The sequence below is a fragment of the Delftia sp. WSY_22 genome (genome assembly GCF_043104185.1).
Classification (GTDB): domain Bacteria; phylum Pseudomonadota; class Gammaproteobacteria; order Burkholderiales; family Burkholderiaceae_C; genus Comamonas; species Comamonas tsuruhatensis.
Genome location: NZ_JBICKN010000024.1, coordinates 56,435 through 82,278 on the forward strand (window position 1 = coordinate 56,435; position 25,844 = coordinate 82,278).

Consider the following 25,844-nt stretch of genomic DNA (forward strand, 5'->3'; position numbering starts at 1 on the left):
TGTCAGGGATGGGCGCACCGTTCGAGCGAAGCCAGCGCCGCGATCCGGTCATTGTGCGCCAACGCCATGCAGACCATGAGAGCCCGGCGCCAGCGACTACGATCACGCCCCATGTATATCGGAGAACTCGCCCGACGCGCCGGCTGCTCGCCCAAGGCCGTCAGGCTCTATGAATCACGGGGCCTGCTCGGTGCCGTGGCGCGGGCAGGCAGCTACCGCGTGTATGGACAGCAGGATCTGGTGCTGGTGCAGCGCATCCGCCAGGCGCTGGGGCTGGGCTTTCGGCTCGACGAGCTGCATGGCCTGCAGCGCCTGGACCACGCCGACAGCTGGGACGCGCTGGCCCGGCTGCTGCGCGGCCGCCGCGAGCAGGTGCAGGCGCAGATGCAGCACCTTCAGGGACTGCAGACGCAGCTGGCCGCACTGGAGCGTGAGCTGCTCGAATGCCGCCTGGAGCCGACGGATTCCAGAGAACGCGCCTGCGAGACCGCCATGGCTTGATCCAGGGTCTTGACCCTGCCCCTTGGGGCAAGGCGAACATGGCCGCCATGTCTCCAAGCACCACGCACCCCCATCATCCCCAGCGCATCCTGATCATCCTCGGCCACCCGTCGGCCGGCAGCCTGTGCGCCGGCCTGGCCGATGCCTACGCCCAGGGCGCACGCGACAGCGGTGCCCAAGTGCGCACGCTGCGCCTGGGCGAACTGGAATTCGACCCGCTGCTGCGCGCCGGCTATCGCCAGGATCAGCCCCTGGAGCCTGACCTGCAGCAGGCCCAGGCCGACATCCTGTGGGCCAGCCACCTGGCCTGGGTCTATCCGACCTGGTGGGGCGGCCTGCCGGCCTTGCTCAAGGGCTTCATCGACCGCATCTTTCTGCCGGGCTTCGCCTTCAAGTACCGCAAGGGCTCGATGCTGTGGGACCGGCTGCTGGCCGGCCGCACCGCCGATCTGCTGGTGAGCATGGATTCCCCGCCCTGGTACTACCGCTGGCTGGCGCACATGCCGGGCCATCACCAGATGCGCCGTGCCATCCTGGAGTTCAGCGGCATCCGGCCCGTGCGCATACACAGTTTCGGACCCGTGCTCGGCGCCGATGCCGCACGCCGCCAGCAGTGGCTGGAGCAGGCGCAGGCAGCGGGCCGGCGCACGGCAGCACGTCCGGTCAAGGCCGCGACTTGAGCAATGCGTCAATGGCGGCTCGCCCCACCGACGGGTCGTCGGTGAAGATGCCATCGATGCCCGTGCGCAGGAAATCGTCCATGTCGGCGCGCGCATTGCCACGCCGGGCGCCGTCCTGTGCGGGCGGAGATTTCAGGCTCAGGGGAAGGAAGGCGTTCTCGGGCCGCAGCGTCCAGGGATGGACCAGCAGCCCCGCGCGATGGGCATCGGCCACCAGCGCAGTGGGCGCGGCATTCGCACCCTGCACCACGGGGATCACCATGCTTTTGCTCGGCCCTATGCCGTTGGCGTAGCGCGCAATCTCGGCCAGGCCTGCGGGCGTGACCATGTCGGCATAGCCGGGGCCCGTGCCGCGTGCCACGCTGTCATAGGGCTTGCCCTTGGGCGCCAGCAATTGCACCAGGCGCAGGCTGCTGCGCGCACGGATCCAGCGCAGGTTCTCGACCTCGAAGGACTGCACGAACACCGGCGCCTGCGCATGGTTCCAGCCGTTGTCCGCGAGCAGCTTGAGCAGCGCGGGCTCCAGCGGCAGGCCGATGGACTGGAAGTAGCTCGGGTGCTTGGTCTCGGGATAGATGCCGATGGTGCGGCTCGAGCGTGCGCTCTCGGCTCGGGCCAGGTCGATGACCTCCTGCAGCGTGGGCACCTCGAAACGGTCATTGAACTGCACATTCGCCGGGCGGATCGCCGGGATGCGTTCGCGCGCACGCAGCGTCTTCAGCTCGGCCAGCGTGAAATCCTCCACGAACCAGCCCGTGATCGCCTGCCCGTCGATGGTTTTGGTGGTCTTGCGCGCCGCGAACTCGGGGCGGTCGGCCACATTGGTCGTGGCCTCCTTGAGGCTGCCGTCGGCCGCGAGGATGGCGATGGCGTTCTCATGCCGCGCCACCAGCACGCCATCGCGCGTGATGACCAGGTCGGGCTCGATGAAGTCGGCGCCCGCGCGTATGGCCTCGCGGTATGCCTCCAGCGTGTGCTCTGGCCGCAGCGCCGATGCGCCGCGATGGGCGATCAGCGCGGGCCGGGGCGGCCAGTCGGCAGCGGCATCGCTTCGGGCGGGCGCCTGCGGTGCGGCGCAGCCGGCCACCAGCAGGCCGGCGGCCGCGCCGGCCAGGGCCAGCGCGCGGCGGCGTGGGAGGTTGTCCATGTCTGTCTCCGGGGTCTCGGGGCATCCGATTGTGCGCGCCGGGGATGACACGGGCATGGCCCGCCTGCGCTCAGGCGTGCTCGAAATGGAAGACCGCCGTGCCCGCCATGAGATTGGGCAGGGTACGCACGCTGCGGCCATCCTGCAGGCCGAAGGAGTCCAGTATGCGCAGCCGGTTCCGGGTGGCCAGCACCTCGAAGTCCTTGTAGGTGCCCACGCGGATGTTGGGCGTGTCATACCACTGGTAGGGCAGGCGCCGCGTCACCGGCATGCGCCCGCGCAGCACGGACAGGCGGTTGGGCCAGTGCGCGAAGTTGGGGAAGGCGACGATGCCCGCGCGGCCTATGCGCGCCGTCTCCTGCAGCATGGTCTCGGCATTGCGCAGATGCTGCAGCGTATCGATCTGCAGCACCACGTCGAAGCTGTTGTCCTGGAAGATGGCCAGGCCGTCCTCCAGATTCAGCTGCAGCACGTTCACGCCCCGGCGCACGCAGGCCAGCACGTTGGCGTCATCCAGCTCCACGCCGTAGCCGGTGCAGCCACGCTCGCGCTGAAGGTGCGACAGCAGGGCGCCATCGCCGCAGCCCAGGTCGAGCACGCGCGAGCCCTTGGGGATCAGGCGCGCAATCGCCTGCATGGTGTTCAGCTCGGTCATGCGGCCTCCTTGGCGGCTGTCGTGGTTTCCTGGGCGATGCCGTCGAAGTAGGAGCGCATCACGTTCATGTAGCGGGGGTCGTCGAGCAGAAAGGCGTCATGGCCGTGGGGCGCGTCGATCTCGGCATAGCTGACGTCGCGGTTGTTCTCCAGCAGCGACTTCACGATCTCGCGGCTGCGTGCGGGCGCGAAGCGCCAGTCGGTGGTGAAGCTGACCAGCAAAAAGCCGGCCTTGGCCACCGACAGCGCCTGGGTCAGGTCGCCGCCATGCGTGCGCGCCGGGTCGAAGTAGTCGAGCGCGCGCGTGATCAGCAGGTAGGTATTGGCGTCGAAGTAGCTGCTGAACTTCTCGCCCTGGTAGCGCAGGTAGCTCTCGATCTGGAACTCCACGTCCTGCGTGCTGTACTTCAGGTCCAGGCCCTCCCTCAGCTGGCGGCCGAACTTCTGGTTCATCACGTCGTCGCTCAGGTAGGTGATGTGGCCGATCATGCGGGCGATGCGCAGGCCGCGCGCCGGCACCACGCCATGCTCGTAGAAATGCCCTCCATGGAAATCCGGATCGGTGACGATGGCACGCCGCGCCACCTCGTTGAAGGCGATGTTCTCCGCATTGAGGTTGGGCGCGCTGGCCACGACCACGGCATGGCGCATGCGGTCCGGATGGCGCAGTGACCAGGACAGCGCCTGCATGCCGCCCAGGCTGCCGCCCAGCACCGCGGCCAGCTGCGCTATGCCCAGCCGGTCCAGCAGCCGGGCCTGGGCGTCCACCCAATCCTCCACGGTGACCACGGGAAAGTCGGCGCCATAGATCCTGCCGGTGTCCGGATGCGCGTGCATGGGGCCCGTGGAGCCAAAGCACGAGCCCAGGTTGTTCACGCCGATCACGAAGAACCGGTTCGTGTCCACGGGCTTGCCGGGGCCGATCATGTTGTCCCACCAGCCCTCGCTCTTGGGCTGGCCCTCGTACACGCCCGCCACATGGTGGGAGGCGTTGAGCGCATGGCAGACCAGCACGGCATTGCTGCGGTCGGCGTTGAGCTGCCCGTAGGTCTCGTAGGCGAGGTCGTAGTCACGGATCGAGCCGCCGCCCTGCAGCGGCAGCGGCTCGTCGAAGTGCATGGATTGTGGTGTGGCGATGAAGGACATGAAAAAACCCGGCATCGCTAAAAACGAGGCCGGGTTCTCTGGTGTCGTCTTTAGCTGGATTTATAAAGCGCCCGCAAGCAGAAGCAAATCGGCGCATGAAGAATCATTATGCCAAAACGCCTGCCCCCGGAAGGAACAGGGCCAGCACGCCCAGCACCAGGAAGATCACGGCCGAGATCACATGCACCAGCCGGATGGGCACGCGCTTGACCAGCTTGTCGCCCAGCCACACCACGGGAGCGTTGGCCAGCATCATGCCCAGCGTGGTGCCCGCCACCACCCACAGGTAGGCGTTGTACTTGGCCGCCAGCATCACGGTGGCAATCTGCGTCTTGTCGCCCATCTCGGCCAGAAAGAAGGCCACCAGCGTCGTGCCGAAGACGCCCCAGCGCGAGTGTCCGGACACCTCGTCCTCGTCGAGCTTGTCGGGGATCAGCATCCAGACCGCCATGGCGATGAAGGACAGGCCAAGAATCCAGCGCATGGCGTTCTCGCCAAGATAGCTGGTGATCCAGGCGCCCACGGCACCGGCCAGCGCATGGTTGACCAGGGTGGCCACGAAAATGCCCGCAACGATGGGCCAGGGTTTGCGAAAACGCGCGGCGAGCACCAGCGACAGCAGCTGGGTCTTGTCCCCCATCTCGGCAAGCGCGACGACGGAGGTTGAAATCAGGAAGGCTTCCATGGTGTGGGGATTTATCCGGCCGGATAGAGCACGCATTGACCACGCTCCGACTCCGGCCTTTGGATCGGTGCGCGGCCAATGGTCTCGATCGGTCACACGCAGCATTGCACTGCGCGCCGCATACGCCATAGGCCAGCGAAGGCCCAAGTTTGTTGACGCATGCATCCGGCTGCTGAGCCGAACGATCTACTCCCCAAAGACTGAGCCGGCGATCATAGCAGCCCTCGGATCTGCATGCCGGCCCCCACTGCCGCCAAGGCACTTGCTTATGCGCTGCCGCAATTTCAGGGTAACTCCCAGGGGCATTCTGTGGCGGGCACGACGAATTTTTGCGAAACAGTAATAACGTGCGAAAACTTCTGCCACATAATGGGCGAGCTTTCGTTCGGGCTTCGGCTCAATGAGTGCTAGTGCGTTTGCGTCTCTAACGTTGTCATCCCGTGTTGACTCCCTAGGGCTCCATCGCGTTTTCCAGTTTTTTCAGGAGTCCTCCATGGGCAACAAGCTTTACGTCGGCAACCTGCCGTACACCTTCCGTGACAGCGATCTGGAGCAAGCCTTCAGCGAATTCGGCGCCGTTAACAGCGCCAAGGTAATGATGGAGCGCGACACCGGCCGTTCCAAGGGTTTCGGCTTCGTCGAAATGGGCAGCGATGCCGAAGCACAAGCTGCTATCCAAGGCCTGCACGGCCAAAACCGCGGCGGCCGTGACCTGGTGGTCAACGAAGCCCGCCCGATGGAGCCCCGCGCTCCCCGTAGCGGCGGCTTCGGCGGCGGCTTCGGTGGTGGCGGCGGTGGCGGCTTCGGCGGTGGCAACCGCGACGGCGGCTACGGCGGTGGCCGTCGCAACAGCTACTAAGCTCTCGCTTAGAGCATGCGTTAGCAAAAAAAGGGGCCCTCCGGGCCCCTTTTTTGTTGCCAAACGTTATCAGCTTGTGTTTTCGAGCATTTATCTTTTTGATTTTTGTGCTTCATAATTTAGTTTCGGGCAGACCCGTTCGAACGCTATGTGTTTAGGAAGGTTGGCCAGGCTCTTGTATACAAGGAACCTGATGTCTGTGCGTCCTGAAGCCGAGCGCAAACCAGTGAGCATTGAGGAGTTGAGGAGTTTTTGATGGGCAATAAGCTTTACGTCGGCAACCTTCCCTATGGTGTGCGTGACAACGACTTGGAGCAGGCATTCAGCCAGTTCGGCGCTGTCACCAGCGCCCGGGTCATGATGGAGCGCGACACAGGCCGTTCCAAGGGATTCGGGTTTGTCGAGATGGGCAGTGATGCCGAGGCTCAGGCTGCCGTTCAGGGCATGAATGGCCAGCCATTGGGCGGACGCAGCCTCGTGGTGAACGAAGCACGTCCCATGGAGCCTCGCCCCCCGCGTTCGGGCGGCTTTGGCGGCGGTGGCGGCGGCTATGGCCGTGGCGATGGTGGCGGCGGCGGTTACGGTGGCGGTGGCCGCGGTGATGGCGGTGGCTACGGACGCGGTGACGGTGGCGACCGTGGCGGCTATGGCCGTGGCGACGGCGGCGGTGGCGGCGGCTACGGCGGTCGTGGCGACGGCGGATTCCGCAGCCCTTATGGCTCCGGCCCCCGCAATGGCGGCCGTGGCGGCGGCTGGGGAAACAACAATAACAACGGGGAATGAGATCCACGGTTCTCAGTGTTACCCCGAATCAAAAAGGCTCCTTCATGGAGCCTTTTTTACGCACAAGATGCGTGCATGAGCATATTCCGAACGGCAATGGGCATCAGGGATTTTCCAAATGCCGATGTTTGCGCTTCCGTCCTACAAGCAGCCTGTCGAATATCGCGTTGGGGAGAATTTTCATCAACCGCCCCACCCAGGCCATTTGCCATGGAATGATGACCAGACTACGGCGATCTTCAATGGCACGCCAGGCCCTTGCGGAAAACTCCTGCGGCTCCAATAGGAATGGCATGCCATAGCGGTTACCACGCGTGAGGGGTGTATCCACATAGCCAGGAAGCAATGTCGTGACTTTTACGCCACTACTGCGCAATTCACCGCGAAGGCTTTCGCAATAGGCAATGACTGCAGCCTTGCTGGCGCAATAAGCGCCGTGTCCTGGCAGGCCGCGCAGCCCGGCCACACTGGAAATTCCGACCAGTTGCCCGCTTCCACGCTGCACCATGGGTGCGATGAAGGGGTGGAAGCTGGCCACAACCCCCATCGTGTTGACGGCCAGCACCTGCTGCATGGTGTCGATGTCCTCGCGCATCGAGGTGTCCACGCCCCAGCTGACGCCAGCATTGGCGATCACGACATCGGGCAGGCCCTGCTGCTGCTCGCAGCGCCGGGCGGCGGCGATGATGCTGTCAGGCACGCCCACATCAGCCTCGTAGAGGGCGAAACGCGAGGAGTCCAGGCCCTGTTGCGCAGCCCATTGCGCCATCACGTCGCCGCGCCGAGCCACCAGCGCCAGCGACCAGCCTTGCTGGTAGGCGTGCCAGGCCAGGGCCTGGCCTATGCCGCTGGATGCGCCGGTGATGAAGGCCAGGGGTGCCGGGCTGCGCGAGGATGTCGTCATGGCTTGTTCTCCATCGGCATGCCTGCGCTTGCGCTGGTGCCTTACTTGGTCCTGGAAGGCTGCAGGGTGCCGCGCACGCGGCCCTGCAGTTTCATGACCAGATCCAGGTTGCTGTACTGCATGCTATCGGCCGTGAAGCGGTCCTTGCCACGGGTCAGCACCACGGGCTGGTTGGAACTCACGCGCTCCTCGTTGGGCCAGGCGTGCAGGAATTCGCCCTGGAATTGCAACTGCGGCTGCGGCTGTTTACCTGCTGTCACAAATGGCTCGCGCGTGACGATGGCATTGCCGAACATCTGCACCTCGGAACCATCGGCATTGCTCAGCGCCCGGTTCGCACTGCCGCGCGTGATGCGGCCTTCGGGCGAGACCGCGAACATGCGGACGTTGTCGATTTCAAGCGTGTCGGTATCGGGATAGTGGCGGCCCATGCTGCCCTCGATCTGGCTCTTCAGACGCCCCGTGGCATCGAAGCTCTTGATCGAGAAATCCTTCATGAAATAGTCGGGCTCGTGCGCCACGGCCTTTTCGGTGCCGCTGGCCAGGGGCTGCGGCGCATTGCGCACCAGCCACCAGGTGCCCAGCGCCAGCAGGCCCATCAGCAGCACGGGCAGGTACAGGGAAAGCCGGTCACCGACGCGGCGCCAGGCCTGGGTCATGATGCGTATTCCGCCAGCAGCCCGGCATAGGCGCCACGCGCGGCCAGCAGCAGGTCGCACAGCTGGCGCACCGCTCCTTCACCGCCGCTGCGCGGCGTGACCCAATCGGCCACGGCCAGCACTTCGTCATGGGCGTTGGCCGGTGCGCAGGCGAAGGCGGAGCGCCGCATCACGGGCAGGTCCGGCCAGTCGTCGCCCATGGCTGCCGCCTGGTGCCATTGCAGGCCCAGCTCCTTCAGGATGGCCTCGGCGGCAGGCACCTTGTCTTCCGTGCCAAAGCGCGCATGCGTGACGCCCAGATTGCTCAGCCGCAGGCGAAGCGCGGGCGAATCGCGGCCCGTCACCACGGCGGGCGTGATGCCAGCCTTTTGCAGCAGTTTCAGACCATGGCCGTCCAGCGTGTTGAAGCGCTTGAGCACTTCGCCTTCGCCAGAGAACAGCAGGCCGCCATCGGTCAGCACGCCATCGACATCGAAGAATGCCACCCGCACGTCCTGCGCCAGCAGCAGCAGCGGTGCGTCCCAGTTCTGCACGGGCGTCAAGGGAGCGCGTGCCATCAGATTACCTTGGCGCGCATCAGGTCGCGGATATGGACCACGCCGCGCAGCTGGTGCTGCGCATCGGCCACCAGCACGGCGGTGATGCCGTGCTCCTCCATCATGCTGGCGGCGTCGACGGCCAGCGCGTCTTCGGCGATGGTGCGGGGGCCCTTGTGCATGACATCGCCGGCCTGCAGCGCGCGCAGGTCGGTGCCGGCCTCGACACGGCGGCGCAGGTCTCCGTCGGTGAAGATGCCTTGCAGCACGCCTGCCGCATCGACGATGGCCGAGCAGCCCAGGCCCTTGGCGCTCATCTCGCGCATCAACTCGACAAAGCTGGCATCGGCCCCGACCTTGGGCAGCTCTTTGCCGCTGCGCATGACATCGCGCACATGGGTCAGCAGCTTGCGGCCCAGCGCGCCGCCCGGATGGGAGCGCGCAAAGTCCTCCGCGCCAAAGCCGCGTGCATCGAGCAGTGCCACGGCAAGGGCGTCGCCCATGGCCATCTGCGCGGTGGTGCTGGCCGTGGGTGCCAGGTTCAAAGGGCAGGCCTCGCGCTCCACACGGGTGTCCAGCACCCAGTCGGCATGGCGGGCCAGCGTGGACTGCGCGCCGCCGGTCATGGCCACCAGGGGTATGCCCTGGCGCTTGATGGCAGGCAGCAGCACGGTGAGTTCATCGGCCTCGCCGCTGTTGGACAGCGCCAGTACCAGATCGATGCCGGTCACCATGCCCAGGTCGCCATGGCTGGCCTCGCCCGGATGCACGAAGAAGGCGGGAGTGCCCGTGGATGCCAGGGTGGCCGCCACCTTGCGCCCGACATGGCCACTCTTGCCCATGCCCATCACGACGACGCGGCCGGACAGGCTCAGGATGCGCTGCACCACTTCACCGAACACGCCATCCAGGCGCTGCGACATGGCAAGAAGGGCATCGGCCTCGATGCCCAGGGTGTCGCGGGCCAGGCGCAGGACCCTGGACGTATCCAGCGCATTCAAGGTGGCAGCATCAGAATTCATCTGGAAGATTTTAGGCGGTCTGGCTACCCGGCGGCGGCGGCCCCCATCGGGCGTCTGGGTACACTGGCCCGTTCTTTCCAGCCCCCGATCCAGCGCCATGCACACCACCCTCAGCGTCAACGACTACCTGCGATCGCACATACGCACCGTGCCCGACTGGCCGGCGCCCGGCGTGCAGTTCCGCGACATCACGCCGCTGCTGCAGGACCCCCAGGTCTTTCGCGTGATGACCGACGCCTTCGTGCACCGCTACATGCAGCGCGGCATGCGCCCCGACGTGGTGGCAGGGCTCGATGCACGCGGCTTCATCCTGGGTGCCGTGGTGGCCCACGAGCTGGGCGTTGGCTTTGTGCCCATCCGCAAGAAGGGCAAGCTGCCGTTCACCACGGTGGAGGAAACCTATGAGCTCGAATACGGCAGCGCCACGGTGGAGCTGCACACAGATGCCGTCAAGACCGGCGATCGCGTACTGCTGATCGACGACCTGATCGCCACCGGCGGCACCATGATGGCCGGCAAGAGATTGCTGGAAAAGCTGGGCGCCACGGTGATCGAGGGCGCGGCCATCGTGGATCTGCCCGAACTGGGCGGCTCCACCCTGCTGCGCGATGGCGGCCTGCCGCTGTTCACGCTGGTGGATTTCGCCGGCCACTGAATCAGGCCGGCGCCCGGTCAGCGCAGTTCGCCGTACTGGGTGACACCCAGGTCCAGATGGTCCAGCGTGCTGTGGTGAAAGTCCGCGCCGCGTTCGCCTGCGCCTGGCCCGAGCAAGGGGCCCGAGCGGCGCACGCCGGCGGGCGCCGCAGCTGCAGAGCCCGCACCACGGGCTGCAGCGGGCATGGCCGCCACGGCCATCTTGAAGGCGGCCATTTCCTGGTCGTCTATGGGCTCGAACGGCGCCGTGTCCTGCCTGCGGCGCTGGGGCGCCACGGCCTCCATCGCAGCCACGGCGGGGACGGCCACGGGCTGGACGGGACGCGGTGTGCGCACGGCCACGGAATGCACCTGGGCCTGGGCGGCAGCGTTCTGGTCGCTGACCCGCCAGTACACGGCTGTCACGACCGCGCCCATGCGGGCCTTGGCCGCCTGGGCCAGCATGGCCTCGATCTCGCTGAGCCGAGCGGTTTCGCTGGCATAGGCCCGTGCCAAGTCCATCATCACCACGAAGCGCTGGCCCACGCTGTCCAGCGAGAGCACCTTGAACTTGTAGCTGGCCGACAACACCCCGGCACGCACCATGACATCGCGCACCACGCCGTAGAGCTGCTCACGGCGCTCGGACCGCTCGCTGCGGCGCCCGGCCGCGACGGCATCACGGCGTGCCGCGGGGTTGGCCTGGCCATCGTTTCCAGGCGAACCACGGCCCTGTTCGGGCAAAGGCTTGCGGGAAAACCAGTTGAACACAGACATGGGGGCTCTCATTGTCACGAATAGTCACAAACTCGCGGCATTGTGCCTGCAACTTGGCGACATTTTGAGCACAGGTGTTGCAAAAACCGCTGTATCAATTTGTCGCAGAGCAAAGCCCGGTCTGTAATCCCACCCGGCCCCCGGAGAGCCTTCGCCCAAGTGCCGTTCAGGTGCGGCTCAGGTGCTCGCCACCCGGCGGCGGCTGTCCACCGCGCGTCGCGCCAGGACCTGGCCGGCGGCCATGACCAGGGCCAGCGCCACCCCGGGCTGGCGGTTGCTGAGTTCGGCGAAGCGCATGGCCGTCAGGCACCACAGGCGCCCCGGCGCGGCAGCCTGCACGGTGGCGTGGCGCGCGCGGTGCGCAAAGAAGGCGCCCTCGCCCAGGATGGAGCCCGGACCGACGATGGCCAGGCGGATGCGCTCCTTGGCATCCTGGTAGTGCACGCTGAGGCTGCCGGACTCCACGAAGTACAGATTGCGGTCCAGCGAACCTTCGGCAAACAGCAGCTCGCCCGCGGCCAGAGTGACGGGCACCAGGTAAGGTGCCAGCAGATCCCACTGCTCCGAGGTCAGCGCGTTCTGCACACCGTCGACAGCCACGGCCGACGACATGGCCTGGGCCAAGGGCCGCAAATCATTGTGGGAGGAAGAAGACATGGCGGATCCGGTTCGAAGTGGGCCGCGTACCCGCTCCGGGACGGCACCCGGCGACAGGCAGCGGCAAGGGCCGCTGCGGCACGCCGCATGCTAAGCGACGGCAGCGGGCACGCCAATGCCGGCGCGTGGGTTTTCGACGGCAAATTTTGTAGCAAAAGATAAATATTGCCGCCATCCCATCAGCCGTGCTGGGCATGCCGCGCTCAGCCCGCATCCCCTCTGTCACTTGCCAATGCAAAAGCTCGAGAAGATCACACCCAGCAGGTCATCCGAGCTGAATTCCCCGGTGATGGAGTTCAGCGAGACCTGGGCCAGGCGCAGTTCCTCGGCCAGCAGGTCCAGATGGGCGGCCTGGGCCGCCAGCTGCAGCTCGGCCTCTTCCAGGTGCGCGGCCACGGCCTGCAGCGCCTCCACATGGCGTGCGCGCGCCAGGTACAGGCCTTCGGGGGCGGACTGCCATCCGGCCACATCCAGCAGGCGCCGGCGCAGCGCATCCAGGCCGTCGCCGGTGCGTGCCGACAGCGCCACGCTGCCTTCGCGCCCGCCATGCGCCTGCAGCTGGGCCGGCTCGGCGCGATCGGTCTTGTTCCAGACATCGATCACGGGCACCTGGCCCGGCAGCTTCTGGGCCAGGGTTTCGGCGATGGCCGCGTCCGCGGCCAGATAGTCGTTGTCGCCCATGCGCGTGAGGTCGTGCAGGAAGAGCACGGCATCGGCCGCGGCGATCTCGTCCCAGGCGCGCGCGATGCCGATGCGCTCGACCTCGTCGCTGCTCTCGCGCAGGCCTGCCGTGTCGATCACATGCAGCGGCACGCCCTCGATCTGGATGGTCTGCTGCACCTTGTCGCGCGTGGTGCCGGCGATGGGCGTGACGATGGCCAGCTCGGCACCGGCCAGCGCATTGAGCAGCGAGCTCTTGCCCGCATTGGGCTGCCCTGCGATCACGACCTTGATGCCTTCGCGCAGCAGCGCACCCTGGTGGGCGCGCGACAGCACCTGGTCCAGCTTGCCGCGCAGCCGCGCGAGCTGGCCGCTGGCATCGGCCTTTTGCAGGAAGTCGATCTCTTCCTCGGGAAAGTCCAGCGTGGCCTCGACCAGCATGCGCAGGTGCACCAGCGCATCGCGCAGGCCATGGATCTCCTCGGAGAAGGCTCCCGACAGCGAGCGGCTCGCGCTGCGCGCGGCGGCCTCGGTGCTGGCGTCGATCAGGTCGGCAATGGCTTCGGCCTGGGCCAGATCGATCTTGTCGTTGAGAAAGGCTCGTTCGGTGAATTCCCCAGGCTGGGCCAGGCGCAGGCCAGGCAGTACGCTGCGATGGCCTTCGAGAGGCTCTTGCGCCGCCTCCAGGCAGCGTGCCAGCAGCAGTTGCAGCACGACCGGGCCGCCGTGGGCCTGCAGCTCCAGCACGTCCTCGCCGGTGTAGCTGTGCGGCGCCGGGAAGAACAGGGCCAGGCCGTGGTCTATGGGTCCGCCTGCGGCATCGCGCAACGGCAGGTAGGTGGCCTCGCGCGGCTTGAGGTCGCGCCCGCACAGCACCCGCACCAGCGGCGCCACCCCCTTGCCGGAGACGCGCACGATGCCCACGGCGCCGCGCCCCGGAGCGGTGGCGATGGCGGCAATGGGGTCGTTGTGGCGGGGCAGCATGGATGGAGCTTTCTTGGGAAGGGATTTCAGGCCGCCGATGATAGGCCGCCCATGAAAAAAGCCCGCCGAAGCGGGCTTTGGAGCCAGGGCCTTCGCAGGCTTACTTGGCAGGCTTGGTCTTGCCGAAGTTGGGCAGATTGAACTGCGGCGGCACGCCCATGCGGGTGTTGATGATCCACTGCTGGGCAATGGACAGGATGTTGTTCGTCAGCCAGTACAGCACCAGGCCGGCCGGGAAGAAGAAGAACATCACGCTGAAGACCAGGGGCATGATCCACATCATCTTGGCCTGCATCGGATCCGGCGGAGCGGGGTTCAGCGCGGTCTGCAGCAGCGACGACAGGGTCATCAGCACGGGCAGGATGAACAGCGGGTCCTTGGCCGACAGGTCGGTGATCCAGCCGATCCAGGGGGCGTTGCGGATTTCCACGCTGGACAGCAGCACCCAGTACAGCGCGATGAACACCGGGATCTGGATGATGATGGGCAGGCAGCCGCCCATGGGGTTGACCTTTTCCTCGCGGTAGATGCGCATCATCTCCTGCTGCATCTGCTGGGGCTTGTCCTTGAGGCGCTCGCGCATTTCCATGATGCGCGGGTTGATGGCCTTCATCTTGGCCATCGAGGAGTAGGCCTTGGCATTGAGCCAGTAGAAGGCGATCTTCAGCAGCAGCACCAGGGCCACGATGGACCAGCCCCAGTTGCCCAGGAAACCGTGCAGCTTGTCCAGCAGCCAGTACAGCGGCTTGGCCAGGATGGTCAGCCAGCCATAGTCCTTGACCAGCTCCAGGCCGGGGGCCAGAGCCTCCAGGCGCTTTTCGATCTGGGGTCCGGCAAACAGGCGCGCTTCCACGCTCTTGCTCTGGCCGGGCTCGATGGTGCCCACGGGCGTGATCATGCCGACGGCGTAGAGGTTGCTGTCCACCTTGCGCAGGAAGTTCTCGCGCTGCACGCCTTCGGCCAGCAGCCAGGCGCTGGCGAAGTAATGCTGGACCATGGCCACGTAGCCGCCCGAGGACGACTTCTCGACGCTGGCCTTGCCGTTTTCGATGTCCTTGAACTCGACCTTCTGGTACTTCTTCTCGTCGGTGTAGACGGCCGGGCCCGTGAAGGTGGAGTACATGGTGGACTCTTCGCCTTCGGGCTTGTTGCCGTCGCGCACCAGCTGCAGGTACAGCTGCGGGTTCACGGCAGTCGTGCCGGTGTTCACCACTTCATGGCGCACGCCGATGTCGTAGGCACCGCGCTTGAGCGTCCAGATCTTGACCAGCTTCACGCCGCCCATGTCGGGTGACTCGAAGCGAAGCTCCATCTGGTCCTCGCCGTCCTTGAGCTCGCGTGCACCGGGCAGCGCGGTCATGGTCGTCTTGTGCGTGGGGAAACCGCCGCCGATCAGGCCCGACTGGCCCAGATACACACGGTGCACGCTCTCGTCGAACAGCACGACCGGCTTGTCCTTGTGGGCGGAATCGGCGTACTTGAGCAGCTCGGCATGGCGCAGCGTGCCGCCCTGGCTGTCGAAGGTCAGGCGCAGCACGTCGGTGCTGATGGTCACGTTCTGGCGCGGAGCAGCCTCGGGCGCGGCAGCGCCGCCAGGCACTTCGCCGGCACCGGCCGTTGCCGCAGTCGCTGCCGAGGGCACGCTGGCGTCGCCGGGCGCCTTGCCCGTTTCAGGTGCCGGGGCCGTGGCCACGGCCGGCGCGGGGAAGAAAGTGGCCTTCTTGCCGTTGTGCACTTGCCATTTGTCCCATAGCAAGACCAGCGAAAAGCCAAATATCACCCACAGGATGGTGCGGCGAATATCGTTCATGAAGACTTCTTAGGTGAGGAAGGTTGGGTGTTTTCGGGCGCAGCCGTCAGGCTGGTGAACAGCCTGGGCTTGTGCTCTGGCACAGGGTCATGCCCCCCGTCACACCACGGATGACAGCGCGCCAGTCGGCGCAGTGTCAGGTAGGAGCCTACCGCAGCGCCGTGTTGCTCCAGCGCTTCAAGGGAATAGGCAGAGCAGGTCGGCGTGAAGCGGCAGGCCGAGCCCAGCCAGGGACTGAGCATCAGCCGATAGCCACGCACCAGCGCCATCAGCAGCCGCTGCATCATGGCGTGGCTCCGGCAGGCTCGCCAGCGGCAGCGGCCGGCTCCTGCGCTGGCTGAGGCAACCCGGGTGCCGGCTGCGACAGGCGTTTCGCGGCATGGGCGAACAGCTGCTGCAGCTCGGCACGAACCGCCTGCTTGAGCACATCGGACGTGGCGCTCACGAACTGGCGCCGGTCAAAGCCCGAGCGCAATCGCACCACATGCGCGCCATGGAGCATCAAGGCCTCGTGCTCGCCGCCCACGGCGTAGATCTGCCGCTTGATGGTGTGGCGTGTCACCGATCGGCGCGCCCAGCGCTTGGGCACCATGGCACCCAGCCAGGCATCCCGGCGCACCGCGCCAACGCCGAACAGGGCCTGCGGATCTTGCGATCCGGGCCCTGTCGGTGGCGGCATGGCAGCGACCTGCTCCGTCAGAACGAGACGGTGCAGGGCGAAGTGCGCGGTACGCGAAATCGTACCAGCAGCCATGGCGGCCTGAAACTGCGGACGTGTTTTCAGCCGTTGCATTCCAGCACCCCTTTCAGGGGTTCAGTGCAGCGAGCAAACCGCCCAGCAATGGCTGGCCTTAGACGGCCAGACGCTTGCGGCCCTTGGCGCGGCGAGCGTTGATCACGGCGCGGCCGCCCTTGGTCTTCATGCGGACCAGAAAGCCGTGGGTGCGGGCGCGACGGGTCTTGGAGGGTTGGTAAGTACGTTTCATGTTGGTTCCTAGAGAAGGTTCAGTTTTGCACCGGTCCCGTATCCGGCACGCTACACGCAGTGCAGCCAGCAGCCGCCACAAAGGCAAACCGCCAGGCCACCTGCCAAAAATCTGCACGATGCACTTGCCATGTGCGGCCAGGAGCGCGAACCGGGAAGGTTTCGCCCAAGGCAACCAGCAGCAGCATGCAGACCCGATGCAGACGGGCGGGACATATCACCCTGAACACATTCAGGGAAACCCGCGATTATCACAGCGTTGCCCACTTGATGCAATGCCCTTCGAACCCGAAGGATGCCTGCCCATTTTGCGACAGGGCAGAGGACAAGCTCCTGATATTTTGTGGATAACTTCCGCAAAAGCTACAATGGCAGCCTCGCAACAGTTCCTCCTATCCACAACTAGACTTCGACAATGACAGAGGAACCTACGAACGATGCAGGCCAGGGCCTGTGGCAAGTCTGCGTTGAGCAACTGGGGCAGGAAATGCCTGAGCAGCAGTTCAACACCTGGATCAAGCCCCTGACCGCGCACGTCGCCGAAGACTTCTCCAAAGTCACCGTCTACGTGGCCAACCGCTTCAAGCTCGACTGGATCCGCGCCCAATATGCAGGCCGCATCTCGGCCATGCTGGAGTCGCTCTATGGCCAGCCGGTGACACTTGAGTTAGCGCTCGCTCAACGGGAAAGCGTTGTGCGTACTTATGTTCGCCCATCTTCCAGCGAGCGCTCGGCCCCACCGGAAACCATTGTCACCTCGGTGCCCACGGTCACTGGCGAAGACGCGGCAGCGCCGGTCTTCCGTACGCGCCTGAACGCCGCGCTGACCTTTGAAACCCTGGTGGAAGGCACGGCCAACCGCATGGCACGCTCGGCCGCCATGCATGTGGCGGGCTCGCCCGGCCACCTGTACAACCCGCTGTTCATCTACGGCGGCGTGGGCCTGGGCAAGACCCACCTGGTGCATGCCGTGGGCAACAAGCTGCTGGCCGACAAGCCCGACGCGAAAGTTCTCTACATCCACGCCGAGCAGTTCGTCTCGGATGTGGTCAAGGCCTACCAGCGCCGCACTTTTGACGAATTCAAGGAGCGCTACCACTCGCTGGATCTGCTGCTGATCGACGATGTGCAGTTCTTCGCCAACAAGGACCGCACGCAGGAGGAGTTCTTCAACGCCTTCGAGGCCCTGCTGGCCAAGAAGAGCCACATCGTGATGACCTCGGACACCTATCCCAAGGGTCTGGCCAACATCCACGAGCGGCTGGTCTCGCGCTTCGACTCCGGGCTGACGGTGGCCATCGAGCCGCCCGAGCTGGAGATGCGCGTGGCCATCCTGATCAACAAGGCCCGCGCCGAGAACGCCGAGATGCCCGAGGAAGTCGCCTTCTTCGTGGCCAAGAACGTGCGCTCCAACGTGCGCGAGCTCGAAGGCGCGCTGCGCAAGATCCTGGCCTATTCGCGCTTCAACCAGAAGGAAGTCTCCATCCAGCTGGCCCGCGAGGCCCTGCGTGATCTGCTGTCCATCCAGAACCGCCAGATCAGCGTGGAAAACATCCAGAAGACGGTGGCCGACTACTACAAGATCAAGGTGGCCGACATGTACAGCAAGAAGCGCCCGGCCAGCATTGCCCGACCGCGCCAGATTGCCATGTACCTGGCCAAGGAATTGACCCAGAAGAGCCTGCCCGAGATCGGCGAGCTGTTCGGCGGACGCGACCACACCACCGTGCTGCACGCGGTGCGCAAGATCGCCGGCGAACGCCAGCAACTGACCGAGCTGAACCAGCAGCTGCACGTGCTGGAGCAAACTCTCAAAGGTTGATGAAAACTCCCCCGTTCAGGCCCTGCGTACGCGGCAAAATGGGGGATTCGAGCGGCAAGAGGGGGCTCATGTGTGAGCCGCCGCTCCCACCGAGACCCGCATCCTTAAATCAGAGGTTGACATGATCGTCCTGAAAGCCACACAAGACAAAGTTCTCGCGGTCCTGCAATCGGTGTCCGGCATCGTCGAACGCCGCCACACGCTGCCCATCCTGGCCAACGTGCTGATCAAGAAGACCGGCAACGCATTGCAGCTGACCACCAGCGACCTGGAAATCCAGATCCGCACCACCGCCGAACTCGGCGGCGACACCGGCGACTTCACCACCACCGTGGGCGCGCGCAAGCTGATCGACATCCTCAAGACCATGCCCGGCGACCAGACCGTGAGCCTGGAGACCCAGCAGGCCAAGATGGTGCTCAAGGGCGGCAAGAGCCGCTTCACGCTGCAGACCCTGCCGGCCGAGGACTTCCCGCTGGTGCAGGAGGCTGCGGCCTTCGGCCCTTCCTTCAGCGTGCCGCAGAAGGTGCTCAAGGACCTGCTGGGCCAGGTCTCCTTCGCCATGGCCGTGCAGGACATCCGCTACTACCTCAACGGCATCCTGTTCGTGGCCGAGGGCAAGCAGCTGTCCCTGGTGGCCACCGACGGCCACCGCCTGGCCTTTGCAAGCAGCCAGCTGGACGTGGAAGTGCCCAAGCAGGAAGTGATCCTGCCGCGCAAGACCGTGCTGGAGCTGCAGCGCCTGCTGTCGGATGCCGGCGGCGAGAACCAGCCCCACATCGAGATGCAGTTCGCCAACAACCAGGCCAAGTTCACCTTTGGCGGCATGGAGTTCGTGACCAAGCTGGTCGAGGGCAAGTTCCCCGACTACAACCGCGTCATCCCGCGCAACCACACCAACAGCGTGACCCTGGGCCGCGCCCCGCTGCTGGCCAGCCTGCAGCGCACGGCCATCATGACCAGCGACAAGTTCAAGGGCGTGCGCCTGACGGTGGAACCCGGCACCTTGCGCGTGGCCTCCAACAACGCCGAGCAGGAAGAGGCCATGGACGAGCTGGACATCGACTACGGTGGCGACACCATCGAGATCGGCTTCAACGTCACCTACCTGATCGACGCCCTGTCCAACATGGGCCAGGACATGATCAGGATCGACCTGCAGGACGGCAACAGCTCGGCGCTGCTGACCATCCCCGAGAACGACAGCTTCAAGTACGTCGTGATGCCGATGCGCATCTGAGCGCGCGCCACACCTACCCGATGCCTGACACATTGCGCAGCCCCTGCACCCGCCGCCCGGTGGCACAAGCCGGTGCAAGGCGCGCAACCACCCTATCCGACTCGTAGCCCGCAGCGCGCGTCCCTACGCACCGCGCCAGCGGCCGAATCGAACATTTTCAAGCGAAGCGACAGCTTCCGACGGAACTACCCCAGGGCCTTCCATGACCGACGAGAACAAGCCAGAAAACCAGACCATTGCCCCCGAAGGCTCAGACTCCAGCGGCTATGGCGAAGGCGCGATCCAGATCCTCGAAGGCCTGGAGGCCGTGCGCAAGCGCCCCGGCATGTACATCGGCGACACCTCCGATGGCACGGGCCTGCACCACCTGGTCTTCGAAGTGGTGGACAACTCCATCGACGAAGCCCTGGCCGGCTACTGCGACGACATTCTGGTCACCATCCATGCCGATGGCTCCCTGTCCGTCATCGACAACGGCCGCGGCATCCCCACGCGCGTGAAGATGGACGACAAGCACGAGCCCAAGCGCTCGGCGGCCGAAATCGCCCTCACCGAACTGCACGCGGGCGGCAAGTTCAACCAGAACAGCTACAAGGTCTCGGGCGGCCTGCACGGCGTGGGCGTGTCCTGCGTGAACGCACTGTCCATCTGGCTCAAGCTCAGCGTGCGCCGCGACGGCGAAGTCTACGAGATCGATTTCTCGCGCGGCCAAGTGCAGAACCGCCCCATCGAGATCGTGGACGGCGTCGAGGTCTCGCCCATGCGCGTGGTCGGCAAGAGCGACAAGCGCGGCACCAAGGTCCACTTCCTGCCCGACACGGAAATCTTCACGCAGAACCATGAGTTCCGCTACGAGATCCTGGCCAAGCGCCTGCGCGAACTGTCCTTCCTGAACAACGGCGTGCGCATCCGCCTCAAGGACGAGCGCGACGGCCGCGAGGACGACTTCTCCGGCGCCGGCGGCGTCATGGGCTTCGTGCAGTTCATCAACGCCAACAAGAAGGTGCTGCACCCCACCGCCTTCCACGCCAACGGCACGCGTCCTGCGGAAAGCTACGGCGGCATCCCCGGCACCGAGATCGGCGTCGAAGTCGCCATGCAGTGGAACGACAGCTACGCCGAGCAGGTGCTGTGCTTCACCAACAACATCCCGCAGCGCGACGGCGGCACCCACCTGACGGGCCTGCGCGCCGCCATGACGCGCGTGATCGGCAAGTACATCGAGCAGAACGAGCTGGCCAAGAAGGCCAAGGTCGAGGTCAGCGGCGACGACATGCGCGAAGGCCTGTGCTGCGTGCTGTCCGTGAAGGTGCCCGAGCCCAAGTTCAGCAGCCAGACCAAGGACAAGCTGGTCTCCAGCGAAGTGCGCGCGCCCGTGGAGGACATCGTCGCCAAGGCGCTGACCGACTACCTGGAGGAAAAGCCCAACGACGCCAAGATCCTGTGCAGCAAGATCGTCGATGCCGCGCGTGCCCGCGAGGCCGCGCGCAAGGCCCGCGAGATGACGCGCCGCAAGGGCGTGCTCGACGGCATGGGCCTGCCCGGCAAGCTGGCCGACTGCCAGGAAAAGGACCCGGCGCTGTGCGAGATCTACATCGTCGAGGGTGACTCCGCCGGCGGCTCCGCCAAGCAAGGTCGCGACCGCAAGTTCCAGGCCATCCTGCCGCTGCGCGGCAAGATCCTGAACGTGGAAAAGGCCCGCTACGAGAAGCTGCTGTCCAGCAACGAAATCGTCACCCTGATCACGGCCCTGGGCACCGGCATCGGCAAGGCCACGGCCGAATCGGGCAAGAGCGGCAGCGACGACTTCGACCCCAACAAGCTGCGCTACCACCGCATCATCATCATGACCGACGCGGACGTGGACGGCGCCCACATCCGCACCCTGCTGCTGACCTTCTTCTACCGCCAGATGCCGGACCTGGTCGAGCGCGGCCACATCTACATCGCCCAGCCGCCGCTGTACAAGGTCAAGAACGGCAAGGAAGAGCTGTACATCAAGGACGGCCCCGCGCTCAACCAGTACCTGCTGCGCATCGCGCTGATGAACGCCAGCGTCAGCACCGGCGGCGCCAACCCGCGCACGCTGGACGGCGAGGAACTGGCCAAGCTGGCCAACATGCACCTGGCCGCCGAGACCGTCATCGACCGCCTGTCCAACTTCATGGATGCCGAAGCCCTGCGCGCCATCGCCGACGGCGTGCAGATCACGCTGGACAGCATCGAGGCGGCACAGGCCTGCGCCCCCATCCTGGAGGCCAAGCTGCGCGAGTTGACCACCACGGGCGTGCCCGCCGAGGTCACGGCCGAAATCGACCCGGTCTCCGAAAAGCCCGTGCTGCGCATCAGCCGCCACCACCACGGCAACATCAAGAGCTCCATCCTCACCCAGGAGTTCGTGCGCAGCCACGACTACGCCGCACTGGCCGACGAAGCCCAGAACTTCAACGGCCTGCTGGGCGAAGGCGCCAAGGTCACGCGCGGCGAAGGCGAGAAGGCCAAGAGCGACAAGGCCACCGACTTCCGCCAGGCCATGCAATGGCTGCTGCACGAGGCCGAACGCACCACGGCCCGCCAGCGCTACAAGGGCCTGGGCGAAATGAACCCCGAGCAGCTGTGGGAGACCACCATGGACCCCACCGTGCGCAGCCTGCTGCAGGTGCAGATCGGCGACGCCATCGAGGCCGACCGCGTGTTCACCATGCTCATGGGCGACGAGGTGGAGCCGCGCCGGGACTTCATCGAGACGAATGCGCTGCGGGCAGGCAATATCGACGTCTGATCCAGCCGAACGGCACACTGCAAAAAGCGCTCTGCAAGGAGCGCTTTTTTCATGGCCGGACCTTGGCCCCCCTGCCCATGTTTACCGCCCGCCAAACTCCTCCCACAGCGCCTGCGTGTGCTCGCCCAGCGCGGGCACGGCGCCCATGGCGGCTTCGGCATCCGATAGCGTGGCCGGGGGCAGCAGGGCCTGGATGCTGCCGGCGGGCGTGGCCACCTCGCGCCAGCGTTGGCGCGCCTGCAATTGCGGATGGTTCCAGACCTCGTGCATGCCGTTGAGCGGCGCGTTGGCGATGCCGCCTGCATCCAGGCGCTGCATGGCCTGTTCGCGGCTCAGGTGGGCCAGCACGGAGGTGATCACCGCATCGAGTTCCTTGCGGTGCGCCACGCGCTGCAGGTTGGTGGCAAAGCGCGCGTCCTGCGCCAGCGCGGGCTGCTGCAGCACATGGGTGCAGAAGCTGTGCCATTCGCGGTCGTTCTGCAGGCCGAAGATCAGGCTCTGGCCGTCACCGGCCGTGTACTGGCCATAGGGCGCGATGGAAGGATGGGTCAGCCCGCTGCGCGCGGGCGCCGTGCCGCCGTAGTGGGCGAAGTTCAGCGGGTAGGCCATCCATTCGGTCAGCGCCTCCAGCATGGACACCTCCACGCGCAGGCCCCGTCCGGTGCGGGCGCGCTGCAGCAGGGCAGACAGCATGCCCGAGTAGGCATACATGCCGGCCGCGATGTCGGCGATGGAAATGCCCACGCGTGCGGGCTGGTCGGACGTGCCCGTGACCGAGATCAGGCCGGCTGCCGCCTGGATCAGCAGGTCGTAGGCCTTTTTGTCGCTGAGCGGGCCGCCCTCGCCATAGCCCGATATATCGCAGACGATGAGACGCGGATATTTCTCATGCAGGCTGTCGAAATCCATGCCCATTCTCTGCATGGCACCCGGGGCCAGGTTCTGGATCAGGATATCGGCGTTTTCCAGTATTTTCCCGACGATATGCTGCCCTTCGGCGGTCTTGATATCCGCAGCGAGGCTTTGCTTTCCCCGATTGGCCCAGACAAAAAATGATGATTCACCATGGACCTTGTCGTCATAGCCCCGTGCAAAATCCCCATCGGGCAATCGCTCCAGCTTGATGACCCTGGCACCCAGGTCCGCCAGCTGCCGGCTGGCAAAAGGCCCTGCCACGGCATGTTCCATGGCCAATACCGTCAAACCATCCAATGGGCGTGTCTGCATTTTCTTGAACGAGGCGAATATTCGATTCGCCGCATTCTAGAAGTGCGACCATCACCCAGCCAGTCGGCATTTTCTAAGCGGAATTCCAAATCTTCTAAGGCAGGGATTCCTGCACGGCGCCTTCCTCGGGCAAAGGCTGGGCCGCCACATAGGCCACGAAATCGCGGGCATAGGCGGGCAGGGTTTCGGGTTCGCGCGTGACCACCTTCTGCTCGCGCTGCGCCCAGGCCTCGTCCAGACCCACGGCAGCCAGCCGGCGCGCCTGCAGCGCCGGCCGGGCAATGGAGCGTGGCACCAGCGCAATGCCCACGCCTTCCTGCACGCACTGCAGCACGGCCTCGAATGTTGGTGCGTGCACACGTACCCTTGGATTCATGCCCAGCCTGGAAACCATGCCTTGGAGGTAGAGGAAGTTGCTGGTCTTGCGGCCGATCGAGACCAGGTCGTAGGTCAGCGCGGTTTCCAGCGGCACCCTGCTGCTGGCGGCCAAGGGGTGGCCAGCGGGCACCACAAACACCAGTTCATCGTGGCCATAGGTGATGGCATGCAGGCCATGCAGATCGATCTGGCCAGCCACAAGGCCCACGTCGGCACTGCCGTCGAGCACGGCGCGCACCGTGTCTTCGCTCAGGCGCTCCTCCAGGTCCACATTGACGTTCGGATAATGGGCCAGATAGCGGCTGAGCACGGGCGCAATTCCCGTCAGCGTGCTGCTGTTGGCAAAGACGCGGATATGGCCCGATATTCCGTTGATGTGTCTTTGCATTTCTCCGTGCAAGCGGTCCACGCTGCCAAAAATGGAATCGGCGTATTTCTTGACCGTCATTCCCGCCGGGGTCAGCACCATGCCTTTGGACGTTCTTTCAAACAGCGATGCGCCCATGGCCTGCTCCAGATTCTTGAGCCGGTAGCTGGCCGATGGCGCCGTCAAATGCATTTCAGCCGCGCCTGCGCTGAGGCTTTTGGCCTGGGCAATCGCAAGGAAAACCCTGAGATCCGTCAATTCATATCGCATCCGTTGCATGCCCGCCTTGGGCATTTCCTTGGTGTTAGACGGTTTCTAACCGCCCTATCAATGATTCGACTGGCCGCATTGGCAGCGCATTTCTATAGTCGGCGCCAGGAGACAACGGAGAAAATTATGGACTTCAAGACGGCAAGACGCCAAACCCTGATCACCGCCTTGCTTCTGGCCGCAGGCGCGGCCGCAGCGCAGGACTATCCTGCGCGCCCCATCAAGCTGGTGATTCCCTACGCGGCAGGCGGCCCCACCGACACCTTTGGCCGCGCCATGGCCGATGTCTGGAGCCAGAAGCTGGGCACGCCCGTGGTGATCGAGAACCGCACGGGTGCCGGCACCCTGGTGGGCACGGAGGCGGTTGCCAAGGCAGCCCCTGACGGCTACACCCTGCTGCTGACCACGGTGGCGCATGCCGTCAATCCCTACATCCACGACAAGCTGGGCTACCGCACGGAGGAAGACTTCGCGCCCGTGGGACTGCTCGCCAGGGCGCCGCTGGTGCTGGTGGTGGACAAGCGGCTGCCCGTGCAAAGCCTGCCGGATTTCCTGGCCTATCTGCGGGCGCGGCCCGGCCAGGTCAGCTATGCATCGGCGGGCGTGGGCAGCGCTCCGCACCTGGGTGCGGAGCTGCTGAACCTGATGGCGGGCACCCGGGCCCAGCATGTGCCCTACCGGGGCAGTGCGCCAGCCATACAGGACCTCATCGGCGGGCACCTGGCCTTCATGCTGGACAGCGCGCCCACAGGCCTGGCCCAGGTCAAGGCGGGCACGGTGCGCCTGCTGGCCACCACCATGGCCCAGCGCCTGCCGCAGACGCCCGACACGCCTGCCATTGCCGAGCAGGTGCCCGGCTACGAGGCCTATACCTGGAACGCCGTGTTCGCCCCCGCAGGCACGCCGCCAGCGCTGATTGCCCGCCTGCAGTCCAGCCTGCAGGCCACGGTGGACGATGCCGGGCTGCAGAAAAAGGCCTACGACATGGGCCTGGTGCTGGAAAAGCAGCCGCGCCCCCAGGCGCTGGCCGCCTTCCTCAAGCAGGAGCTGGACAAATGGGGCAAGGTCGCCCGGGCCGCCCACATGAGCGCGAACTGAGGAGAGTCGCCATGCCACGCCACCCATCCCTGTGCGCCCAGCGCTACTTTGAAGACTTCGCGCTGGGCGAGGTCTTCGCCCTGCCATCGCGCACCATGACCGATGCCCTGTTCGCCGCCTTCCAGCTGGCCAGCGGCGACAACCATCCCGTGCACTACGACGTGGAGTACTGCCGTGCGCGCGGCATGCCCCATATGCTGGCCCACGGCTACCAGGTGGCCATACAGACGGCGGCGGGCGCCGGCCTGTTCCCGCACATGGTCGAGGAATCGCTCAAGGGCTTTCTGGAGCAGGGCAGCCGCTTCCTGGCCCCCGTCTATGTGGGCGACACGCTGTACTGCACGCTGACGGTGTCCGAGCTCAAGCCCGGCAACACCACGGGCGTGCTGACCCTGGCCACCGAGGTGCTGAACCAGCGCGACGAGCGGGTGTCCGACGGGTTTCAGAAATACCTGCTGAGGAAGCGGCCGGCCTGAGGGCCAGGGGATGGATGCAGGGGCGGCGTCCCCCAAAGACCCGCCCCGTCGCTTGGCTACGCCGGCGCGGCAACCGCCGCCGGGCTTTCTGGCGAAAAATAG

General features: G+C 65.6%; 27 protein-coding genes. 10 read left to right on the plus strand and 17 right to left on the minus strand.

Going from position 1 to position 25,844, the window contains the following annotated elements; translation table 11 throughout:
- Positions 1-111 precede the first annotated feature (111 nt).
- Positions 112-501: a MerR family transcriptional regulator gene (locus tag ACF8NF_RS13590; RefSeq protein ID WP_313284181.1), complete on the plus strand. Its 390-nt coding sequence runs from the start codon at positions 112-114 to the stop codon at positions 499-501.
- A 38-nt stretch (positions 502-539) separates the two neighbouring features.
- A complete protein-coding gene (locus ACF8NF_RS13595) occupies positions 540-1,181 on the plus strand; it encodes an NAD(P)H-dependent oxidoreductase (RefSeq protein WP_016447241.1) in 642 nt (213 codons plus the stop codon).
- On the opposite strand, the gene ACF8NF_RS13600 is transcribed toward ACF8NF_RS13595, so the two are convergent.
- The 4 genes from ACF8NF_RS13600 to ACF8NF_RS13615 form a co-directional block, all read right to left on the minus strand.
- Positions 1,165-2,328: a glycerophosphodiester phosphodiesterase gene (locus ACF8NF_RS13600; protein WP_189354098.1), complete on the minus strand. Its 1,164-nt coding sequence runs from the start codon at positions 2,326-2,328 to the stop codon at positions 1,165-1,167. The two genes, ACF8NF_RS13595 and ACF8NF_RS13600, sit on opposite strands and share 17 nt — an antisense overlap.
- A gap of 70 nt (positions 2,329-2,398) precedes the next feature.
- Complete coding sequence (gene metW, locus ACF8NF_RS13605; RefSeq protein ID WP_012207840.1) at positions 2,399-2,983, minus strand: methionine biosynthesis protein MetW; 585 nt, start codon at positions 2,981-2,983, stop codon at positions 2,399-2,401.
- Positions 2,980-4,128, minus strand: coding sequence for a homoserine O-acetyltransferase (locus ACF8NF_RS13610; protein WP_026062280.1), 1,149 nt, complete (start codon positions 4,126-4,128; stop codon positions 2,980-2,982). The genes metW and ACF8NF_RS13610 overlap by 4 nt, the downstream gene beginning before the upstream one ends.
- Before the next feature lie 106 nt (positions 4,129-4,234).
- The gene (locus ACF8NF_RS13615; RefSeq protein WP_034348253.1) at positions 4,235-4,813 is read right to left on the minus strand and encodes a TMEM165/GDT1 family protein; all 579 of its coding nucleotides are present in this window, start codon (positions 4,811-4,813) and stop codon (positions 4,235-4,237) included.
- A gap of 493 nt (positions 4,814-5,306) precedes the next feature.
- Here ACF8NF_RS13615 and ACF8NF_RS13620 point away from each other — a divergent pair, with 493 nt between their 5' ends.
- Both ACF8NF_RS13620 and ACF8NF_RS13625 read left to right on the plus strand, forming a co-directional pair.
- A complete protein-coding gene (locus ACF8NF_RS13620; protein ID WP_016447246.1) occupies positions 5,307-5,672 on the plus strand; it encodes an RNA-binding protein in 366 nt (121 codons plus the stop codon).
- Between the two features lie 255 nt (positions 5,673-5,927).
- Positions 5,928-6,455: an RNA-binding protein gene (locus tag ACF8NF_RS13625; protein ID WP_082001643.1), complete on the plus strand. Its 528-nt coding sequence runs from the start codon at positions 5,928-5,930 to the stop codon at positions 6,453-6,455.
- Positions 6,456-6,558: 103 nt separating this feature from the next.
- Here the strand turns inward: ACF8NF_RS13625 and ACF8NF_RS13630 are convergent, their stop codons facing one another.
- From ACF8NF_RS13630 to ACF8NF_RS13645, 4 genes are read right to left on the minus strand one after another with little or no spacing between them, the layout of a single operon-like run.
- On the minus strand, positions 6,559-7,359 hold the full coding sequence (locus tag ACF8NF_RS13630; protein ID WP_017405004.1) for an SDR family oxidoreductase: 801 nt from the start codon (positions 7,357-7,359) through the stop codon (positions 6,559-6,561).
- 41 nt (positions 7,360-7,400) lie between these two features.
- A complete protein-coding gene (gene lptC, locus ACF8NF_RS13635; RefSeq protein WP_016447249.1) occupies positions 7,401-8,018 on the minus strand; it encodes an LPS export ABC transporter periplasmic protein LptC in 618 nt (205 codons plus the stop codon).
- Positions 8,015-8,575 carry an HAD family hydrolase gene (locus ACF8NF_RS13640; RefSeq protein ID WP_016454196.1) on the minus strand — a complete coding sequence of 187 codons (561 nt, stop codon included), beginning with the start codon at positions 8,573-8,575 and terminating at the stop codon, positions 8,015-8,017. The genes lptC and ACF8NF_RS13640 overlap by 4 nt, the downstream gene beginning before the upstream one ends.
- Positions 8,575-9,576, minus strand: a complete 1,002-nt coding sequence (locus ACF8NF_RS13645; RefSeq protein WP_016447251.1) for an SIS domain-containing protein — start codon at positions 9,574-9,576, stop codon at positions 8,575-8,577. Before ACF8NF_RS13645 ends, ACF8NF_RS13640 begins: the two co-directional genes overlap by 1 nt.
- Before the next feature lie 97 nt (positions 9,577-9,673).
- Here ACF8NF_RS13645 and ACF8NF_RS13650 point away from each other — a divergent pair, with 97 nt between their 5' ends.
- Positions 9,674-10,231, plus strand: coding sequence for an adenine phosphoribosyltransferase (locus ACF8NF_RS13650; protein WP_017405006.1), 558 nt, complete (start codon positions 9,674-9,676; stop codon positions 10,229-10,231).
- A gap of 17 nt (positions 10,232-10,248) precedes the next feature.
- Here ACF8NF_RS13650 and ACF8NF_RS13655 read toward each other — a convergent pair whose 3' ends face one another.
- From ACF8NF_RS13655 to rpmH, 7 genes are all read right to left on the minus strand, one after another.
- Complete coding sequence (locus tag ACF8NF_RS13655) at positions 10,249-10,986, minus strand: hypothetical protein (protein ID WP_016447253.1); 738 nt, start codon at positions 10,984-10,986, stop codon at positions 10,249-10,251.
- A gap of 177 nt (positions 10,987-11,163) precedes the next feature.
- Entirely contained in the window at positions 11,164-11,643 is a 480-nt protein-coding gene (locus tag ACF8NF_RS13660) for a Crp/Fnr family transcriptional regulator (protein ID WP_016447254.1), read from the minus strand.
- A 222-nt stretch (positions 11,644-11,865) separates the two neighbouring features.
- Entirely contained in the window at positions 11,866-13,287 is a 1,422-nt protein-coding gene (gene mnmE, locus ACF8NF_RS13665; RefSeq protein ID WP_017407040.1) for a tRNA uridine-5-carboxymethylaminomethyl(34) synthesis GTPase MnmE, read from the minus strand.
- Positions 13,288-13,387: 100 nt separating this feature from the next.
- Positions 13,388-15,097: a membrane protein insertase YidC gene (gene yidC / locus ACF8NF_RS13670; protein WP_016447256.1), complete on the minus strand. Its 1,710-nt coding sequence runs from the start codon at positions 15,095-15,097 to the stop codon at positions 13,388-13,390.
- On the minus strand, positions 15,094-15,384 hold the full coding sequence (gene yidD, locus ACF8NF_RS13675) for a membrane protein insertion efficiency factor YidD (RefSeq protein ID WP_016447257.1): 291 nt from the start codon (positions 15,382-15,384) through the stop codon (positions 15,094-15,096). The genes yidC and yidD overlap by 4 nt, the downstream gene beginning before the upstream one ends.
- Positions 15,381-15,890: a ribonuclease P protein component gene (locus ACF8NF_RS13680; RefSeq protein WP_017407041.1), complete on the minus strand. Its 510-nt coding sequence runs from the start codon at positions 15,888-15,890 to the stop codon at positions 15,381-15,383. The genes yidD and ACF8NF_RS13680 overlap by 4 nt, the downstream gene beginning before the upstream one ends.
- 58 nt (positions 15,891-15,948) lie before the next feature.
- On the minus strand, positions 15,949-16,083 hold the full coding sequence (rpmH, locus tag ACF8NF_RS13685; protein ID WP_012207856.1) for a 50S ribosomal protein L34: 135 nt from the start codon (positions 16,081-16,083) through the stop codon (positions 15,949-15,951).
- 414 nt (positions 16,084-16,497) lie between these two features.
- Between rpmH and dnaA the strand changes: the two genes are divergently transcribed.
- The 3 genes from dnaA (at position 16,498) to gyrB (ending at position 21,926) form a co-directional block, all read left to right on the plus strand.
- Positions 16,498-17,904 carry a chromosomal replication initiator protein DnaA gene (gene dnaA, locus ACF8NF_RS13690; protein ID WP_016447259.1) on the plus strand — a complete coding sequence of 469 codons (1,407 nt, stop codon included), beginning with the start codon at positions 16,498-16,500 and terminating at the stop codon, positions 17,902-17,904.
- Between the two features lie 121 nt (positions 17,905-18,025).
- Complete coding sequence (gene dnaN, locus ACF8NF_RS13695; protein WP_016447260.1) at positions 18,026-19,144, plus strand: DNA polymerase III subunit beta; 1,119 nt, start codon at positions 18,026-18,028, stop codon at positions 19,142-19,144.
- A 202-nt stretch (positions 19,145-19,346) separates the two neighbouring features.
- A complete protein-coding gene (gene gyrB / locus ACF8NF_RS13700) occupies positions 19,347-21,926 on the plus strand; it encodes a DNA topoisomerase (ATP-hydrolyzing) subunit B (RefSeq protein WP_016447261.1) in 2,580 nt (859 codons plus the stop codon).
- A gap of 81 nt (positions 21,927-22,007) precedes the next feature.
- Here gyrB and ACF8NF_RS13705 read toward each other — a convergent pair whose 3' ends face one another.
- Positions 22,008-23,114 carry a CaiB/BaiF CoA transferase family protein gene (locus ACF8NF_RS13705; protein ID WP_392450722.1) on the minus strand — a complete coding sequence of 369 codons (1,107 nt, stop codon included), beginning with the start codon at positions 23,112-23,114 and terminating at the stop codon, positions 22,008-22,010.
- Between the two features lie 133 nt (positions 23,115-23,247).
- Complete coding sequence (locus tag ACF8NF_RS13710) at positions 23,248-24,168, minus strand: LysR family transcriptional regulator (RefSeq protein ID WP_392450726.1); 921 nt, start codon at positions 24,166-24,168, stop codon at positions 23,248-23,250.
- A gap of 126 nt (positions 24,169-24,294) precedes the next feature.
- On the opposite strand from ACF8NF_RS13710, the gene ACF8NF_RS13715 reads away from it, so the two are divergent.
- Together ACF8NF_RS13715 and ACF8NF_RS13720 are read left to right on the plus strand one after the other, a co-directional pair.
- Complete coding sequence (locus tag ACF8NF_RS13715; RefSeq protein WP_016447264.1) at positions 24,295-25,266, plus strand: tripartite tricarboxylate transporter substrate binding protein; 972 nt, start codon at positions 24,295-24,297, stop codon at positions 25,264-25,266.
- 11 nt (positions 25,267-25,277) lie between these two features.
- A complete protein-coding gene (locus ACF8NF_RS13720; RefSeq protein WP_012201953.1) occupies positions 25,278-25,742 on the plus strand; it encodes a MaoC family dehydratase in 465 nt (154 codons plus the stop codon).
- Positions 25,743-25,844: the final 102 nt, after the last annotated feature.

Bases quoted from the DNA above. Each gene is read 5' to 3' on its own strand.
- ACF8NF_RS13590 (WP_313284181.1), top strand. From the start codon at position 112: ATGTATATCGGAGAACTCGCCCGACGCGCCGGCTGCTCGCCCAAGGCC.
- ACF8NF_RS13595 (WP_016447241.1), top strand. From the start codon at position 540: ATGGCCGCCATGTCTCCAAGCACCACGCACCCCCATCATCCCCAGCGC.
- ACF8NF_RS13600 (WP_189354098.1), bottom strand. From the start codon at position 2,328: ATGGACAACCTCCCACGCCGCCGCGCGCTGGCCCTGGCCGGCGCGGCC.
- metW (WP_012207840.1), bottom strand. From the start codon at position 2,983: ATGACCGAGCTGAACACCATGCAGGCGATTGCGCGCCTGATCCCCAAG.
- ACF8NF_RS13610 (WP_026062280.1), bottom strand. From the start codon at position 4,128: ATGTCCTTCATCGCCACACCACAATCCATGCACTTCGACGAGCCGCTG.
- ACF8NF_RS13615 (WP_034348253.1), bottom strand. From the start codon at position 4,813: ATGGAAGCCTTCCTGATTTCAACCTCCGTCGTCGCGCTTGCCGAGATG.
- ACF8NF_RS13620 (WP_016447246.1), top strand. From the start codon at position 5,307: ATGGGCAACAAGCTTTACGTCGGCAACCTGCCGTACACCTTCCGTGAC.
- ACF8NF_RS13625 (WP_082001643.1), top strand. From the start codon at position 5,928: ATGGGCAATAAGCTTTACGTCGGCAACCTTCCCTATGGTGTGCGTGAC.
- ACF8NF_RS13630 (WP_017405004.1), bottom strand. From the start codon at position 7,359: ATGACGACATCCTCGCGCAGCCCGGCACCCCTGGCCTTCATCACCGGC.
- lptC (WP_016447249.1), bottom strand. From the start codon at position 8,018: ATGACCCAGGCCTGGCGCCGCGTCGGTGACCGGCTTTCCCTGTACCTG.
- ACF8NF_RS13640 (WP_016454196.1), bottom strand. From the start codon at position 8,575: ATGGCACGCGCTCCCTTGACGCCCGTGCAGAACTGGGACGCACCGCTG.
- ACF8NF_RS13645 (WP_016447251.1), bottom strand. From the start codon at position 9,576: ATGAATTCTGATGCTGCCACCTTGAATGCGCTGGATACGTCCAGGGTC.
- ACF8NF_RS13650 (WP_017405006.1), top strand. From the start codon at position 9,674: ATGCACACCACCCTCAGCGTCAACGACTACCTGCGATCGCACATACGC.
- ACF8NF_RS13655 (WP_016447253.1), bottom strand. From the start codon at position 10,986: ATGTCTGTGTTCAACTGGTTTTCCCGCAAGCCTTTGCCCGAACAGGGC.
- ACF8NF_RS13660 (WP_016447254.1), bottom strand. From the start codon at position 11,643: ATGTCTTCTTCCTCCCACAATGATTTGCGGCCCTTGGCCCAGGCCATG.
- mnmE (WP_017407040.1), bottom strand. From the start codon at position 13,287: ATGCTGCCCCGCCACAACGACCCCATTGCCGCCATCGCCACCGCTCCG.
- yidC (WP_016447256.1), bottom strand. From the start codon at position 15,097: ATGAACGATATTCGCCGCACCATCCTGTGGGTGATATTTGGCTTTTCG.
- yidD (WP_016447257.1), bottom strand. From the start codon at position 15,384: ATGATGCAGCGGCTGCTGATGGCGCTGGTGCGTGGCTATCGGCTGATG.
- ACF8NF_RS13680 (WP_017407041.1), bottom strand. From the start codon at position 15,890: ATGCAACGGCTGAAAACACGTCCGCAGTTTCAGGCCGCCATGGCTGCT.
- rpmH (WP_012207856.1), bottom strand. From the start codon at position 16,083: ATGAAACGTACTTACCAACCCTCCAAGACCCGTCGCGCCCGCACCCAC.
- dnaA (WP_016447259.1), top strand. From the start codon at position 16,498: ATGACAGAGGAACCTACGAACGATGCAGGCCAGGGCCTGTGGCAAGTC.
- dnaN (WP_016447260.1), top strand. From the start codon at position 18,026: ATGATCGTCCTGAAAGCCACACAAGACAAAGTTCTCGCGGTCCTGCAA.
- gyrB (WP_016447261.1), top strand. From the start codon at position 19,347: ATGACCGACGAGAACAAGCCAGAAAACCAGACCATTGCCCCCGAAGGC.
- ACF8NF_RS13705 (WP_392450722.1), bottom strand. From the start codon at position 23,114: ATGGAACATGCCGTGGCAGGGCCTTTTGCCAGCCGGCAGCTGGCGGAC.
- ACF8NF_RS13710 (WP_392450726.1), bottom strand. From the start codon at position 24,168: ATGCGATATGAATTGACGGATCTCAGGGTTTTCCTTGCGATTGCCCAG.
- ACF8NF_RS13715 (WP_016447264.1), top strand. From the start codon at position 24,295: ATGGACTTCAAGACGGCAAGACGCCAAACCCTGATCACCGCCTTGCTT.
- ACF8NF_RS13720 (WP_012201953.1), top strand. From the start codon at position 25,278: ATGCCACGCCACCCATCCCTGTGCGCCCAGCGCTACTTTGAAGACTTC.